The 14,877-nt window shown below is 69.6% G+C and carries 13 protein-coding genes; 11 read left to right on the forward strand and 2 right to left on the reverse strand.

Features of this window, described 5'->3' with window-relative positions:
• The first annotated feature begins 11 nt into the window (after nt 1-11).
• The 7 genes from IEY84_RS19000 to IEY84_RS19030 are packed head-to-tail and all read left to right on the forward strand — an operon-like array spanning nt 12 to nt 8,270.
• Nucleotides 12-1,562, forward strand: coding sequence for an ABC transporter substrate-binding protein (locus tag IEY84_RS19000; protein ID WP_221208848.1), 1,551 nt, complete (start codon nt 12-14; stop codon nt 1,560-1,562).
• A 50-nt stretch (nt 1,563-1,612) separates the two neighbouring features.
• Complete coding sequence (locus IEY84_RS19005; protein ID WP_221208849.1) at nt 1,613-2,557, forward strand: ABC transporter permease; 945 nt, start codon at nt 1,613-1,615, stop codon at nt 2,555-2,557.
• On the forward strand, nt 2,554-3,438 hold the full coding sequence (locus IEY84_RS19010; RefSeq protein WP_221208850.1) for an ABC transporter permease: 885 nt from the start codon (nt 2,554-2,556) through the stop codon (nt 3,436-3,438). Before IEY84_RS19005 ends, IEY84_RS19010 begins: the two co-directional genes overlap by 4 nt.
• On the forward strand, nt 3,435-4,367 hold the full coding sequence (gene murQ, locus IEY84_RS19015; RefSeq protein WP_183545844.1) for an N-acetylmuramic acid 6-phosphate etherase: 933 nt from the start codon (nt 3,435-3,437) through the stop codon (nt 4,365-4,367). The genes IEY84_RS19010 and murQ overlap by 4 nt, the downstream gene beginning before the upstream one ends.
• Complete coding sequence (locus tag IEY84_RS19020; protein WP_183545846.1) at nt 4,367-5,530, forward strand: anhydro-N-acetylmuramic acid kinase; 1,164 nt, start codon at nt 4,367-4,369, stop codon at nt 5,528-5,530. Before murQ ends, IEY84_RS19020 begins: the two co-directional genes overlap by 1 nt.
• Nucleotides 5,527-6,666 (forward strand): serine hydrolase domain-containing protein, encoded by a 1,140-nt coding sequence (locus IEY84_RS19025; protein ID WP_183545848.1) that lies wholly within the window; start codon nt 5,527-5,529, stop codon nt 6,664-6,666. Before IEY84_RS19020 ends, IEY84_RS19025 begins: the two co-directional genes overlap by 4 nt.
• Entirely contained in the window at nt 6,663-8,270 is a 1,608-nt protein-coding gene (locus IEY84_RS19030) for an ABC transporter ATP-binding protein (protein ID WP_183545850.1), read from the forward strand. The genes IEY84_RS19025 and IEY84_RS19030 overlap by 4 nt, the downstream gene beginning before the upstream one ends.
• Before the next feature lie 15 nt (nt 8,271-8,285).
• On the opposite strand, the gene IEY84_RS19035 is transcribed toward IEY84_RS19030, so the two are convergent.
• Nucleotides 8,286-8,483: a YciI family protein gene (locus IEY84_RS19035; protein WP_183546360.1), complete on the reverse strand. Its 198-nt coding sequence runs from the start codon at nt 8,481-8,483 to the stop codon at nt 8,286-8,288.
• Nucleotides 8,484-8,582: 99 nt separating this feature from the next.
• Here IEY84_RS19035 and IEY84_RS19040 point away from each other — a divergent pair, with 99 nt between their 5' ends.
• Nucleotides 8,583-10,298: a glycoside hydrolase family 28 protein gene (locus IEY84_RS19040; RefSeq protein ID WP_183545852.1), complete on the forward strand. Its 1,716-nt coding sequence runs from the start codon at nt 8,583-8,585 to the stop codon at nt 10,296-10,298.
• A 24-nt stretch (nt 10,299-10,322) separates the two neighbouring features.
• Here IEY84_RS19040 and IEY84_RS19045 read toward each other — a convergent pair whose 3' ends face one another.
• Nucleotides 10,323-11,219 carry a sulfite exporter TauE/SafE family protein gene (locus tag IEY84_RS19045; RefSeq protein WP_183545854.1) on the reverse strand — a complete coding sequence of 299 codons (897 nt, stop codon included), beginning with the start codon at nt 11,217-11,219 and terminating at the stop codon, nt 10,323-10,325.
• A 799-nt stretch (nt 11,220-12,018) separates the two neighbouring features.
• Here IEY84_RS19045 and IEY84_RS19050 point away from each other — a divergent pair.
• The 3 genes from IEY84_RS19050 to IEY84_RS19060 all read left to right on the forward strand — a co-directional run bounded on the left by IEY84_RS19050 (nt 12,019) and on the right by IEY84_RS19060 (nt 14,853).
• Nucleotides 12,019-13,317, forward strand: a complete 1,299-nt coding sequence (locus IEY84_RS19050; protein ID WP_183545856.1) for an HNH endonuclease — start codon at nt 12,019-12,021, stop codon at nt 13,315-13,317.
• Between the two features lie 122 nt (nt 13,318-13,439).
• The gene (locus IEY84_RS19055) at nt 13,440-13,772 is read left to right on the forward strand and encodes a DUF1048 domain-containing protein (protein ID WP_183545858.1); all 333 of its coding nucleotides are present in this window, start codon (nt 13,440-13,442) and stop codon (nt 13,770-13,772) included.
• A 238-nt stretch (nt 13,773-14,010) separates the two neighbouring features.
• On the forward strand, nt 14,011-14,853 hold the full coding sequence (locus IEY84_RS19060; protein ID WP_221208890.1) for a bile acid:sodium symporter family protein: 843 nt from the start codon (nt 14,011-14,013) through the stop codon (nt 14,851-14,853).
• Nucleotides 14,854-14,877 lie beyond the last annotated feature (24 nt).

Genomic DNA, 14,877 nt, shown 5'->3' on the forward strand with positions numbered 1-14,877 from the left:
TAGGAGGATCCGTGAGTACGCAGCGCCGACACGGACATCGCACCCACGCAACGGTCGCCACCGCGCTCGCGGCCGGACTGCTCGCAGCAACGCTCGCCGGCTGCGGCTCCGGCGGCGAGAAGACCGGTGACGCCAACGGCACCCTGGTCTTCGGGATCTCCGCCGACCCGGCACAGATGGTTCCCTGGACCGCGACCTCGACCCAGTCGATCCAGGTCCTCTCGCAGATCTACAGCCCGCTGCTCAACACCGACGCCGAGGGCGTCCCGGAGGCAGGGCTCGCGGAGCTGCCGGAGATCTCGGAGGATGGGAAGACCTACACCTTCACCCTCCGCGAAGGCGTCACCTTCGGTGACGGTTCCGCCCTCGACTCCGCCGATGTGAAGTACACCTACGAGAAGATCATCGACCCCGCCTCGAGCGCGAGCTCGGCGTCGTACTTCGCCAACGTCGCCGGCATCGAGGCGCCCGATCCGCAGACGGTCGTGGTGACCCTGAAGCAGCCCGACGCCTCCTTCGTCGCCGGGCTGACCGGGGTCAACACCGCGATCGTGCCCTCGGACGTCGACGCCAAGAGCCTGGAGGCCAAGCCGGTGGGTTCCGGGCCGTATCAGTTCAAGAGCCGCACACCGAACGAGTCGATCACGCTCACGCGCAACGCCGACTACTACGCCGGGAAGCCCGGCGCGGCGACGGTCGAGTTCCGCGTCATCCCCGACGAGCAGTCGATGGTGTCCTCGCTGAAGACCGGCTCGGTGGACGTCGCCATCTTCGACAACCCGGTGACGGCGAAGACCGCGACCTCGGGTCAGACCGAGTCCATGACCGTCGACTCGTTGTCCTACCACGTGCTGCAGCTGCGGGCGACCTCACCGACGCTGAAGGATCCCAACGCCCGGCTCGCAATCCAGTGCGCGATCTCGCGCGAGGACGTGATCGACTCCGCGGCCCTGGGGTCGGGCAAGCCGACCGGCCCGATCACCTCGCCGGAATACCGCTCGGACGCCGAGGCTCAGCCGTGCCCCGAGCAGGACCTCGACAAGGCGAAGGACTACCTGGCCAAGGCGGGCAAGCCGAACGGGTTCACGCTGAACCTGATGACCTCCCAGGGTCTCTACTCCACCGCGGTCGACGAGGCGCAGAACATCCAGGCGCAGCTCGGCAAGGTCGGGATCAAGGTCAACGTCGAGGCGCTGGACTCCAACGCCTACGTCGAGCGGTGGCTCGCGGCCGACTTCGACGCGGCGATCGCGATGAACGGCGGCAGCTCGGACCCGAACACGATGTACAGCCGCTACTTCACCAAGGCGGGAAGCTTCAACAAGGTCGCCGGCTACAGCTCGCCCGAGCTCGACAAGCTCTTCGCCGACGGCATCGCCACCACCGACACCGCCGCCCGCAAGCCGATCTACGAGGAGATCTCGCAGCGCCTGGTCGACCAGGCGGCCTGGGTGTGGCTGTTCACCCCGGAGATGTACGTCGTGGCCAACAAGCGCGTGGAGGGCCTCGAGGAGCGCACCGACGCCTCGATCGCGACGCTGTGGAAGGCGTCGGTCTCCTGAGCGCCGCGTCGAGCCTTTCGCACCGGGTCGGCGCCGTCGGGCGCCACCCGGTGGCCCGGCGTGCCGGCGAGGCGGCGCTGACGCTCATCGGGGTCTCGATCCTCACGTTCGTGCTGCTGCGGGTGGTCCCCGGGGATCAGATCACCGCGGCGTACGGGACGGCTGCCGGCGACCTCTCCCCCGAGCAGCTGCAGGCACTGGAGGCCTACTACGGGGTCAACGAGCCGCTCCTGTCCCAGTACCTGGGCTGGCTCGGCGGCGTACTCACCGGCAATCTCGGGGTCTCGGCGACCTCACAGCTGAGCGTGCTGTCGATGACCGCCCAGTCGTTGCCGAACACGGTCGAGCTGGCCGTGCTCGCCATCGTGATCGGGCTCGGGCTCGGCGTACCGGGCGGGATGCTGGCAGCCAGCCGCCCCGGGAAGGCGCGCGACCAGATCAGCCAGCTGACCAGCCTGATCGCGCTGTCGGTGCCGTCGTTCCTGCTCGCCGCCGTGGTGTCGAGCTGGCTGGTCAACACCATCGGCTGGTATCCCAACGGCGAGGGCTACCGCACGCTGAGCGAGGATCCCGCCCTCAACCTGCAGCAGATGCTGCTGCCGGCGCTGGTCCTCGGGATCAGCATCGCTCCGCCGATCCTGCAGACAACACGCGCGGCGATCCTCACCGTCCGCTCCGAGGACTACGTCCGGACCGCGCGCGCCAAGGGGGTGTCCGGCCGGCGGCTGCAGGTGCGGCACATCCTCCGCAACGCTCTGATCCCGGTGGTGACGATGAGCGGTCTCCAGTTCGGCTTCCTGCTCGGCGGGGCGCTGGTGGTCGAGCAGATCTTCGCGATCCCCGGCATCGGACGCCAGGTGCTGCTGGGGCTGGAGCAGAAGGAGTACGCCGTGGTGCAGTCGACGGTGCTGGTGATCGCGGTGATGTTCGTCCTGGTCAACCTGCTCACCGACGTCATCTACCGTCTGGTCGACCCGAGGGTGCGTGTTCAATGAGCGCCGCTGCTGACATGCACGAGGTGCCCCAGGTCCCCACGACGCGGGCCTCGGGCCGATGGGTCAAGGCGTTCCGTACGCCGAGCGGGATCGTCGGTCTGGTCCTGATGGCGGTCGTGACGGTCCTCGCGCTCCTGGCCGCGGCCGGGGTCGGGCAGGACCCTGCAGCCCAGAACGTGTCGGAGGCGCTTCAGGGCCCCAGCGCGAGCCACTGGCTCGGCACCGACCAGTTCGGCCGCGACATCTTCGCCAGAGTCTGCTCCGGCCTGGCCAACTCGCTGCGGGTCGCCCTCGTCTCGGTGACCGTGGCGGCGATCGGCGGGGTGCTGCTCGGCATCCTGGCCGGCTACTACCAAGGCATCCTCGACCGGGTGGTCGGCGTGATCACCAACGTGCTCTTCGCGTTCCCGTCGCTGCTGCTCGCCCTCGCCCTGGCCGCCACTCTGCGACGCAGCTGGCTCACGGTGGCGATCGCGATCGCGGTGGTCTATCTGCCGATCTTCGCGCGGGTCGCCCGCGGGCCGGTCCTGACGCTGCGCCACGCCGAGTACGTGCTCGCCGCGACCGCTGTCGGCCGCAGTCGGCTCTCCACCCTCTTCGAGCACGTGCTCCCGAACATCCTCGGCATCCTGGTCGTTCAGATCACGCTGTCGCTGTCGTGGGCGATCCTCACCGAGGCGGCGCTCAGCTTCCTCGGGTTCGGCACCCCACCACCGGCGGCGTCGCTCGGCGGCATGGTCTATGCCGCGCAGTCACTGACCAGCGTCGCTCCGTGGATGCTCTACGCCCCCGGCGCCGCGCTGATCCTGGCCGTGGTCGGGCTGAACCTGCTCGGCGACGGACTCCGAGCCGCGCTCGACCCACGAGGAGCCAACCAATGAAGGCAGGGCCAGTGAACGCAGAGGACGGGGCCATGCTCGACGCGCTCACCACCGAGGCGTCGAGCAGCACGGGCGGGCCGGAGATCGACCAGCTCTCGGTGACCGACCTGATCGCAGCGATGAACGAGCGCGACGCGACGGTCGCGGCCTCCGTACGCTCCGCCCTGCCGACGATCGCAGCCGCTGTCACCGCGGCGACCGAGCGGATGCGAGAAGGCGGTCGGCTGATCTACGTGGGCGCGGGCACGTCGGGGCGGCTCGGGGTGCTCGACGCCTCCGAGGTGCCGCCCACCTTCGGGGTCGACGAGGTGGTCGTCGGCGTCATCGCCGGCGGCCCGGCAGCGCTCGTCAGCGCCGCCGAGGGGGCCGAGGACGACGAGCAGAGCGGGGCAGACGACCTGGCCGCCCTCGACGTCGGGCCGCTCGACACCGTCGTCGGGATCGCCTCCAGCGGACGTACGCCTTATGTCCTCGGCGCCCTCGAGCACGCCGCCGAGATCGGCGCGCTCACCGTCGGCCTCGCCTGCAACCTGGGCACACCGCTGGGGCGAGCAGCCGACCACGGGATCGAGGTGCCGGTCGGTCCCGAGGTCGTCGCCGGATCGACCCGGCTCGGGGCCGGCACCGCCACGAAGATGGTGCTCAACATGCTCTCGACCGCCACCATGGTGCAGCTCGGAAGGACCTACGGATCGCTGATGGTCGACATGCGGGCCAACAACGCCAAGCTGCGTCACCGCGCGGTCCGGATGGTCACCGAAGCCACCGGGGCCGAGGACGCGACCGCGGTCCGAGCGCTCGACGAGGCGGGTTGGCACACCAAGCTCGCGATCGCGACGATCCTCACCGGCCTCTCCCCCACCGAGGCTTCCCAGGCGTTGGAGCGGGCCGGCGGCCGGCTGCGGACCGTCATCGAGGAGCGTGGCTGATGCGCGTGCTCGGGATGATCTCCGGAACCTCCCACGACGGGATCGACATCGCTGTCGTCGACTTCGAGGTCGACGGCGACGTGCTGCACGCCCGGATCGCGCACAGCACCTCGGTGCCCTACGCCGCTGACCTTCGACAGCGGCTCATCGAGGCCATGCCGCCGGCGCCGGTCGGCTTCGACGTCGTCTGCGAGCTCGACACCCGGATCGGGCAGGCGTTCGCCGCGGCGGCGAGCCGGGCTGTCGAGGAAGCGGGTGCCGTCGACGTCGTCTGTACGCACGGCCAGACCGTCTTTCATTGGGTCGAGTGCGGGCGCGCGCTCGGCACGCTCCAGATCGGACAGCCCGCCTGGATCGCCGAGGCGACCGGCGCGACGGTCGTCTCGGACGTACGCTCCGACGACGTCGCCGCCGGCGGACACGGTGCGCCGCTGGTGCCGCTGCTGGACGTCCGGATGCTGGCACCGCTGCTCGAGGACGGCGCCGTCGCTGCGGCGCTCAACCTCGGCGGCATCGCCAACCTCACCGTGTGCCGAAGCGCCGCAGACCCGGTCGCGTGGGACATCGGCCCCGCCAACGCTCTCATCGACGCCGTGGTCACCGACGCGCCGGGCGCAGCGACCTACGACCGCGACGGCGAGCTCGGCGCCGCCGGTGCCGTGGATCCGGCACTGCTCACCGAGCTGCTCGACTCGCCCTACTTCGGACAGCCGGCGCCGAAGAGCACCGGCAAGGAGCTGTTCAACCTCGACTACGTCCGAGCCGCGCTCGAGCGCAGCGGCGTGGATCCCTCACTTCCCGACCTGGTCGCGACCCTCACCGAGCTCAGCGCGGTCACCGTCTCCCAGGCGGTGACCCAGGCGGGCGTCGAGGTGCTGGTGGCCTCGGGTGGCGGCGTACGCAACCCGGTGCTGATGCAACGGCTCGGCGAGCTCCTTCCCGGCGTGCGGGTCACCACCAGCGACGCCCTCGGCGTCCCGTCCGATCACAAGGAGGCGATCGCCTTCGCCCTCATCGGCTGGGCCAGCGTCCACGGGCTCCCCGGCAACGTTCCCAGCTGCACCGGTGCCGCCGGACCCCGCGTGCTCGGCCGGATCAACCCTGCGAGCGCACCCCCGCCGGCGATCGACGCCTGGCCCGGGACTCTGGTGTTCGAGCGATGACCGGCCGGGAGCCCGTCCAGGCCTACGCCGACCGTCTGCTGACCCTGGGCGACGACGGCACCCACCCGGCAGGCGCCGTCGTCGGGCTGCGCACCCCGGACGGAGCCGAGGTCGCGGCCTCCGGCTGGGCCCGTCTGCCTTCGGCGCTGGGGGCCGGAACGCCGATGCAGACCGACCACATGCTCGACCTCGCCTCGGTCACCAAGCTCGCAGCCACGACGGCGATCACGATGCGGCTCGTCGCGGCCGGTGACCTGGGCCTCGACGACCCGGTGTGCCGGCACCTGCCCGCCTTCCGAGGCGAGGGGAAGGACGAGGCGACCATCGAGCAGCTGCTGACCCACACCGCGGGCCTACGTCCGTGGTGGCCGCTCTACGTCGCCGCGTCCAGCGGCCGGCGCAGCGAGGCGATCCAGGTCGTCCAGCAGCTCCCGCTCGCCTACCCGCCCGGCAGAGGCTGGACGTACTCCGACCTCGGCATGATCCTGCTCGGCGAGGTGATCGAGCAGATCACCACGCTCCGGTTGGACGAGGCGTACGACCAGCTCGTGGCCGCCCCGCTGGGACTCGCCGCCCGTTTCGGACCGGTCGTCCCGGCTCGCGCCGCCACGAGCGCCGACAGCGACGGCTACGAGTACGCCATGCTCGCCACCGACGAGCCGCACCCCGTCGGCACGCCGCCGACTCGCTTCTCCCGATGGCGCAACCACCACCTCCGGGGAGAGGTCGACGACGGCAACACCGCGCACGCCCTCGACGGTGTCGCCGGGCACGCCGGCCTGTTCGCAGGCGTCGAGGACCTACTGACGTACGGAACGGCCCTGTGCGAAGGCACCTTCGTGCCGCGAGAGGTCGTCGACCGCTTCCTGACACCACACCCGGAGCATCCCGAGCAGGCGCACGGCGGCTTCCTCGGGCGGGCCGGCGAGGTCCGCTACCTCCACCATCCGGGTTTCACCGGCACCTACCTCGCCATCGCACCCGACACCGGTGTCGTCGTCGCCGGCGGCGCGACCCGCCTCCACGGCCCGCTCGGCCCGATCGCCCCCAACCCCACCCGGCTCCCGGACGTCGTGACCGGTGCCGAGATCATCTCGGTGCTGCTCGACGCGGCCGGCCTCGAGGAGGACCGATGACCACCGTCCTGTCCGTACGCGACCTCTCGGTCACCTTCGACACCGGCGAGGGCCCGGTCCAGGCGCTGCACGACATCTCCCTCGACCTCGCCGCCGGCGAGACCGTCGCCGTCGTCGGCGAGTCCGGCTCCGGCAAGTCCACGCTCGCCTCCTGCGTGAACCGACTGCTGGCCGACAACGGCCGGATCACCGCCGGCACGATCACCCTCGGCGACCAGGACATCACCCACGCGCCCGAGTCGGTCATGACCGCGATCCGGGGTCGCCGCGTCGGCCTCGTGCCGCAGGACCCGATGACCAACCTCAACCCGGTGATGACCGTCGGTGCGCAGATCACCGAGGCGCTGGAGGTGCACGGTCTCGCCTCGGGCGGCACGGCCCGCGACCGGGCGATCGACCTGCTCGGCCAGGCCGGCATCGACCGGCCGGAGGCCCGCTTCCGCCAGTATCCGCACGAGTTCTCCGGCGGGATGCGGCAACGGGTGCTCATCGCGATGGCGCTCGCCTGCCGTCCCGAGGTGCTCCTCGCCGACGAGCCGACCTCCGCGCTCGACGTCACCGTGCAGCGCCGCGTCCTCGACCAGATGACCGAGCTCACCGCCGAGCTCGGCACCAGCGTGCTCCTCATCACCCACGACCTCGCCCTGGCCGCCGAGCGCGCCGACCGGGTCGTCGTCATGCACCGCGGTCGGGTCGTGGAGAGCGGCGACGCGGCCACGATCATCGCCGATCCCCGCCACGAGTACACCCAGCGGCTGCTGGCCGCCGCGCCCGCGATGTCCGACGTCAAGGTCACCCCGATCGCTGCCGACGAGCAGGCCGAGACCCTCCTCGAGGTGACCGGCGCCGTACGCCGCTACCGCATCCGCGGGCAACGCGAGCACCTGCACGCCGTCGACGGGATCGACCTGACCATCCCGAAGGGACGCACAGTCGCCATCGTCGGCGAGTCCGGGTCCGGCAAGTCCACCGCCGCCCGACTCGCGCTCCGCCTCGAGCGGGCCGACGGCGGCACGATCCGCTACCGCGGCACCGACGTGGCGAGCCTGCGCGGCAAGGAGCTCCTCGCCTATCGGCGCGCCATCCAGCCGGTCTTCCAGAACCCCTACGCCTCCCTCGACCCGCGCTACACGATCGGTCAGGTCATCGACGAGCCCCTGCGCGTCCACCGCATCGGCGACGCCGCGAGCCGCCGCCGGACCGTGGCCGAGCTGCTCGACCGGGTCGCCCTGCCCGCGGCGTACGCCCAGCGGCGGCCGCACGAGCTCTCCGGTGGCCAACGCCAGCGCGTCGCGATCGCCCGTGCCCTCGCGCTCGACCCGGAGCTGGTCGTCATGGATGAGGCGGTCAGCGCCCTCGACGTCCTCGTCCAGGAGCAGATCCTGGAGCTGATGGTCGACCTCCAACGGGACCAGGGCCTCTCCTACCTCTTCATCAGCCACGACCTCGCCGTCGTCCACCTCGTCGCCCACCACGTCTACGTCATGAAGGCCGGCAAGATCGTCGAGGACGGCGACCCGGCCACCGTCTTCGACTCCCCTCAGCACCCCTACACCCAGCAGCTCGTCGCCGCCGTACCGCGGCCCCGCCACCAGGCGTCGTAGCGTTGGAAGCCGGAGCTAGTCGGCCTCGGAGATCTGGCGCAGGGTGGCGACGATCTTGGCCTCCGGCCAGTGAGTCGCGTGCAGCTGCGCGAACACCTGCTGCCCGGCGATCGCCTCCTCGAGAGTGTCGTAGCGGGTCAGCGCCCAGCCGCCGACGACCTCCTTGGCCTCGGCGTACGGACCGTCGCATCGACATCGGAAGAACTTTTCCAAAGGCCCTGATTCACCATCGGACAGCGCTTTCCGGAAGGTATCGCACCAGACCGGATCGGCATTGGACGGCCCTGAGCGCCTCACGCGAGCATGACTTCCATGACGCCACATGAGACGTACGTCACACCTCCCGCCTCCTCGACCCGGTGGCCGGCTCGCACCCTTGGCCTGGCGATCGCCCTCCTCTGCGCCCTGACTCTCACCGCCCCGTCCGCCGTCGCCGGGCAGGCACCTCCACCCCCGCCTGGCGACCCGACGGACACATCCGTGGCCTGGGCTCAGGCAGACGAGATCCGCGCCCGGATCAAGCCACCGACGTTCCCCGAGCGTGCGGTCAGCGTCGTCGACTTCGGCGCCGATCCCTCGGGCCAGGGGAAGAGCACCGACGCCTTCCGGGACGCGATCGCGGCGATCGCCGAGGCCGGAGGCGGGCGGGTCGAGGTGCCTGCGGGCGTCTTCCTGACCGGCGCGATCCACCTGAAGAGCAACGTGAACCTCCACCTCGCCGACGAGGCGACGATCCGCTTCAGCCGCGACAAGGCGGACTTCCTGCCCGTGGTGAAGACGCGCTACGAGGGTGTCGAGCTCTACAACTACTCCCCCTTCATCTACGCCTACCAGGTCGAGAACGTCGCGGTGACCGGCAACGGGACCCTGGACGGCAACGCCGACGCCGACAACTGGTGGGACTGGAAGGCGGACAGCCCCCGCCCCGAGACGCCGGACCGCAACGAGCTCTTCCGGATGGGCGAGGAGGGTGTACCGGTCGAGGAGCGCGTCTTCGGCGCCGGCCACTACATCCGGCCGAGCTTCGTCGAGTTCTACGAGAGCCGCAACATCCTGGTCCAGGGCGTCACCCTGAACCGGTCCCCGATGTGGCTGCTGCACCCGACCCTGTCGGAGAACGTGACCATCGACGGCGTCCACCTGGAGAGCCTCGGCCCCAACAACGACGGCGTGAACCCCGAGTCGAGCCGCGACGTGCTCATCAAGAACACCTTCTTCAACACCGGCGACGACAACATCGCGATCAAGTCGGGCCGCAACGCCGAGGGGCGCCGCATCGGCGTACCCGCCGAGAACATCCTCATCGAGAACAACTACATGCAGGCCGGCCACGGGGCCGTGGTCGCCGGCAGCGAGATGTCCGGCGGCGTACGCAACGTCTTCGCGCAGGACAACGTCATGGACAGCCCCGATCTCGACCGGGTGGTCCGGATCAAGACCAACTCCGTACGCGGCGGGGTGGTCGAGGACATCTACGTGCGCGACAACGCGGTCCCGCAGCAGGGCGGCCAGGCGGTCTGGGTCGACTTCCGCTACGAGGAGGGCGACGCGGGCGACTTCACCCCGACAGTGCGGGACATCTACATCGAGGACCTGCACAGCGTCGGCGGCACCCACGCGATCTTCCTGCGCGGCTACGAACGCTCGCCGATCACCAACATCAACATCTTGAACTCCTCCTTCTCCGGAGTCCGCACGCCCATGCTCGCCGAGCACGTCCAGGGCCTGCGGCTGGTCGACACCACCATCAACGCCCAGCCCGCCGACGCGGTCGTCTGCCAGGGCACCGTCTGGCTCGGGATCCCCGAGAAGCTGGTCGGTTCCGGTGTCGAGGACCGGGTCGTGGACGGACGGCGGTGCCTCTCGGAGCAGTTCGCCGAGGAGCACCCCTGGTCCTCCCCCGGCGAGTTCCGTGCGTACGTCGCGGAGCGGACCACCGCCTTGCTGAAGGCCGACGTGATCTCCGAGGCGGAGAAGGAGGCCCTCCAGGAGGCTGCCGCCCAGACCGCCATCGGAGTCCGTCGCTGACGCTGGCCTGAGCCCGCCGCCGGATCAGACGTTGGCGGGCTCGGGCTCGGGCTCGGTCGCCGGCGTCTCGGCGGACCGACGGCCAGCCTTGCGCACCGCCAAGACGATGATGACGGCGGCCACGGCGAAGAGCAGACCGTACGCAGCCACGGACTCGGCCTCGAAGCTGCGCAGAAGCGTACGTCCGTTGGTGACCAGGATGATGCTGCCGACCAGGCCGCCGAGCATCGGCAGCGAGAGGTGCTTGACGAGGTAGGCGGCGAGCGGGGCAGCGACCACGCCACCGATGAGCAGCCCGCCGATGACCCGCCAGTCGAGCGCCTCCCCCGCCAGGCCGACGAGAAAGCCGACGCTCGCCGAGACCGTGGTCACGAACTCGGCGGTCGAGACCGAGCCGATCACCTTGCGCGGATGCAGCGTGCGGCTGGAGATCAGCGTGGGCGTGGTGACCGGGCCCCAGCCACCGCCGCCGGTGGCGTCGATGAAGCCGCCGAACAGACCCAGCGGAGCGAGCAGACCCAGTCCCGGACGACGGCCCGATATGAAGACCGGTGGCTTCCCGAAGACGAAGCGCGCGACGATGTAGAGACCCAGCAGGAGCAGAAGACCGGCCACCCAGGGCGTCGCACTCTCGGTGGAGAGATTGGAGAGGACCGTCGCACCGGCGAAGGCGCCGATGCCGCCGGGGATCGCGATCTTGGCCACGACCTTCCAGTCGACGTTGCCGAGTCGCCAGTGGGCGACACCCGAAGCGAACGTCGTGCCGACCTCGGCCAGATGTACGGATGCGGACGCTACTGCTGGGGCGACGCCGGTTGCGACCAGCAGGGTGCTCGAGGTGACTCCGTAGGCCATGCCCAGGGAACCGTCGACGGCTTGGGCGGCCAGGCCGACCAGAGCAAAGATGATCAGCCGCTCCATGCGGGCCTCCTGGTGCGAGGATCGTGGGATGTAATGTAACTCTAATTACTATAGATAGTTGTTTCAGGGGTGGACGAATCGTCTCGGTGGGTGGCGCGTCGGTCGAGCTTGTCGACCCCGGTGGTCGAGCTTGTCGTGACCACCCTGCAAGGAACCCCCTGCCCCGCTGGTCGAGCCGCCTCACCCCGCTGGACGACCCGCCTCACCCCGCTGGACGACCCGCCTCACCCCGCTGGACGACCCGCCTCACCCCGCTGGACGACCCGCCTCACCCCGCTGGACGACCCGCCTCACCCCGCTGGACGACCCGCCTCAACCCGCTGGACGACCCGCCTCACCCCGCTGGACGACCCGCCTCACCCCGCTGGACGACCCGCCTCACCCCGCTGGACGACCCGCCTCACCTCGCTGGTCGACCCGCCTCACCCCGCTGGACGACCCGCCTCACCTCGCTGGTCGAGCCGCCGGAGCCGCTAGGCGGAGGCGTGTCGAGACCAACACGGTCGGTTCGGGACACCTCGCTACGCGACTGTTTCTTCGTTTCAAGGTTCGCCGCCGACCCGATCTCGAGTGTTTCTCGATCAGCCACCGCGTCAAGGACGCCCTTCGGGCGCCGCTTCGCGGTGGCCTACGGCCATCCTTGACCCGGCACCTGATCGAGAAAAGAATTTCGCCAGTATCGGGGCGGCGGCGAGGGTGTGGCGCGGAGATCACGTCACATGTTCGCGGACCGCGTAATTCGGGGTTGACCTGCACAAACAGGTAGACTCGGGGTGGTGTTTCGCATATAATTGGGTGTATGAACGAGACCGTCGACCAACTCCTCACCGGGCCACCTGTGGGTGCGTCCGAGAGTGAGCTGGTCGACTGGATCACTCGGCTCGAAGAGGTCAAGTGCGTCGCCGAGGCGGTGCAGGCACAAGCAGCGGTACGCCTCGAGGACGCTGTCCGCACACGCCAAGCGGAGGCGGGGATTCCTGCCCGCAAGCTCGGTGAGGGTGTGGCTTCTCAAGTGGCGTTGGCGCGGCGGGTCTCACCCGTCAAGGGCGCCAGTTTCCTTGGCCTGGCGAAGGTCTTGGTGGCAGAGATGCCGCACACGTACGCGTTGATGAAGACCGGGTTGTTCTCGCAGTGGCAGGCCAGCATCCTCGCCCGCGAGACCGCCTGCCTCTCGGTCGAGGACCGTCGAGTCATCGACTACCAGCTCTGCGCCCTCAGTGAAGACGGGCAGGCTCCGAAGGTCGTGGCCATGGGGCCACGGCAGCTCGAGAACGCCGCCAAGAAGCTCGCCATCACCCTCGACCAAGAATCCGTCGTAGCCCGGGCCTCGAACGCGGATAGGGACCGCCGGGTCAGCGTCCGACCCGCACCGGACACCATGACCTGGCTCGGCGCACTGCTCCCAGTCAAGGACGGTGTCGCTGTTTATGCGGCGTTGGACCAAGCCGCGAAGGCTGCGCAGGCGGCTGGTGATGAGCGAACTCGCGGTCAGGTCATGGCCGACACGTTGGTCGCCAGGGTCACCGGACGCGCCGGCACCGAAGGGATGAAGCCTCGGATCGAGGTCAAGATCGTGATGACCGCCGACACCCTCACCAACAACGCTGACCAGCCCGCCATGATCGAGGGCTACGGCCCCGTCCCCGCCACTTGGGCACGCGAAGCGCTGAACGATGCTGAGGTCTTCGTCCGGAGGTTGTTCACCGACCACGCCGGCCAGTTGGTCGCGATGGAGTCCCGCTCCCGGAAAGCACCTGACGGGCTGGCGGAGTTCATCACCACCCGCGACGGCGGGACCTGCCGCACCAACGGCTGCGACGCCCCGATCCGCAACGTCGACCACGTCGAACGCCACGCAGACGGCGGCACCACCAGCGCCGAGAACCTCCAGGGCCTGTGTGAGCGATGCAATCAAGCCAAGGAAGCCCTCGGCTGGCAAGCCAGACCCGGACCCGACGGCAGCATCATCACCATCACACCCACCGGACACACCTACACCAGCCCACCACCGGAGGCCTGGCAACCGGACCCACCGCCGCTGTCCCGAGCAGAGTTCACCCTGCGCGACGTACTCCTCGACCACGACCTCGCCGCCTGACATCCAGGCGCTGGGAACTTTCTGCAGATCAGTGCTTGACCTTGACGCAGCGTCAGGGCTGCACGCTTCTTTCACGGCCCCAAACCGGGAGCCGAGCGAAGAACACGATCAAGGAGCACGACATGACCAACTTCCTCACCCGCATTCTCGGCGACAAGAAGGCCTGGAAGCGCATGGAGGCCCGCGCCGCCGAGCTGCCCGCGGACTACCGCACCGTCTACTCGGAGATGAAGAGCTACATGTGGCGATTCACCGCCGGCGACGGCATGGACATCGTCGCCATCCTCCGCGACATTCTCGACCTGTTCGAGACCGAGGCGGCCGCCGGACGCTCGGTCATCGAGGTCACCGGGACCGACCTCGCCGCCTTCTGCGACGCCCGACTGCCCGAGAACAACGTCTACCAGGAGACGCTGCGGGCAACCCTCGACAAGGTCGTCGTCAAGCTCGTCTGAGCCCGGTGATGCTCACCCTCACATCCCCTGTCGCGAGCCGAGAGATCCGCTCGCGGCAGGGGATACGGCTTCGCCGGCCGAAATGTCCGGATAAGTCTGTCGCTCACCCCTCCCGCATGGTCCACTGTGACGCACGTCTCTTCTGGTCGCCCCTGGCGGCGGCCCCGCATGCTGGAGGAACACAGTGAACGACTCGGCCCTGCTCTCGGTCGGCCTCCCCATCGCGTTGGCCATCATCATGTTCGGGCTCGGTCTGAGCCTGACGCCGGGAGACTTCCGCCGGGTCGTACGCACCCCGCGAGCCGTCTTCGTCGCGCTCACCCTCCAGATCCTGGTGCTGCCGCTGATCGCCTTCGGCCTAGTCGTGGTCGCGGACGTGGATCCGCTGATCGCCGTCGGCGTCATGCTGCTGGCCGCCTCGCCCGGCGGGACCACGGCGAACCTGTTCAGCCACCTCTTCCGCGGTGACGTCGCGCTCAACGTCACCCTGACGGCGGTCAACTCGGTGCTCGCGGCGGTCTCCATCCCGCTGATCACCAACGCCGCGATCGCCTACTTCGACGCCGGCGACACCCTGGGCCTGCAGTTCGGCAAGGTGGTCCAGGTCATCGCGATCGTGCTCGTCCCTGTCGGCATCGGGATGCTCGTTCGAAGCCGGTCGGAGACGTTCGCCGCGCGGGCGGACAAACCGGTCCGGATCTTCTCGATCGTGGTCCTGGTCATGGTCTCGGTCGGCGCGATCCTCGGCGAGCGGGAGAACATCGCCGGCTACCTCCAGGAGATCGGCGTGGTCGTGACGCTGTTCTGCTGCGCGAGCCTCTTCCTGGGCTACCTCGGCGCCCGGGTCTTCAGGCTCGGCCAGGAGCAGGCGATCGCGACCTCGATGGAGGTCGGGATCCACAACACGACGGTGGCCCTCACGATCGCCCTGAGCGTGCTCGACAACACGACCGTCGCCATCCCGGCCGCGGTCTACAGCATCGTGATGTACGTGCTCGCCACCGCCTTCGGCTTCCTCATCACCCGCACCCGCATCGCTCGGCCCACCGCGCCGCACGACGTCACCACCACCAGACGGTGACGACTGCGCGCTCCCAGCATCGGC

The sequence above is a fragment of the Nocardioides albus genome (assembly GCF_014648255.1).
In the GTDB taxonomy this organism is placed as follows: Bacteria; Actinomycetota; Actinomycetes; order Propionibacteriales; family Nocardioidaceae; genus Nocardioides; species Nocardioides albus.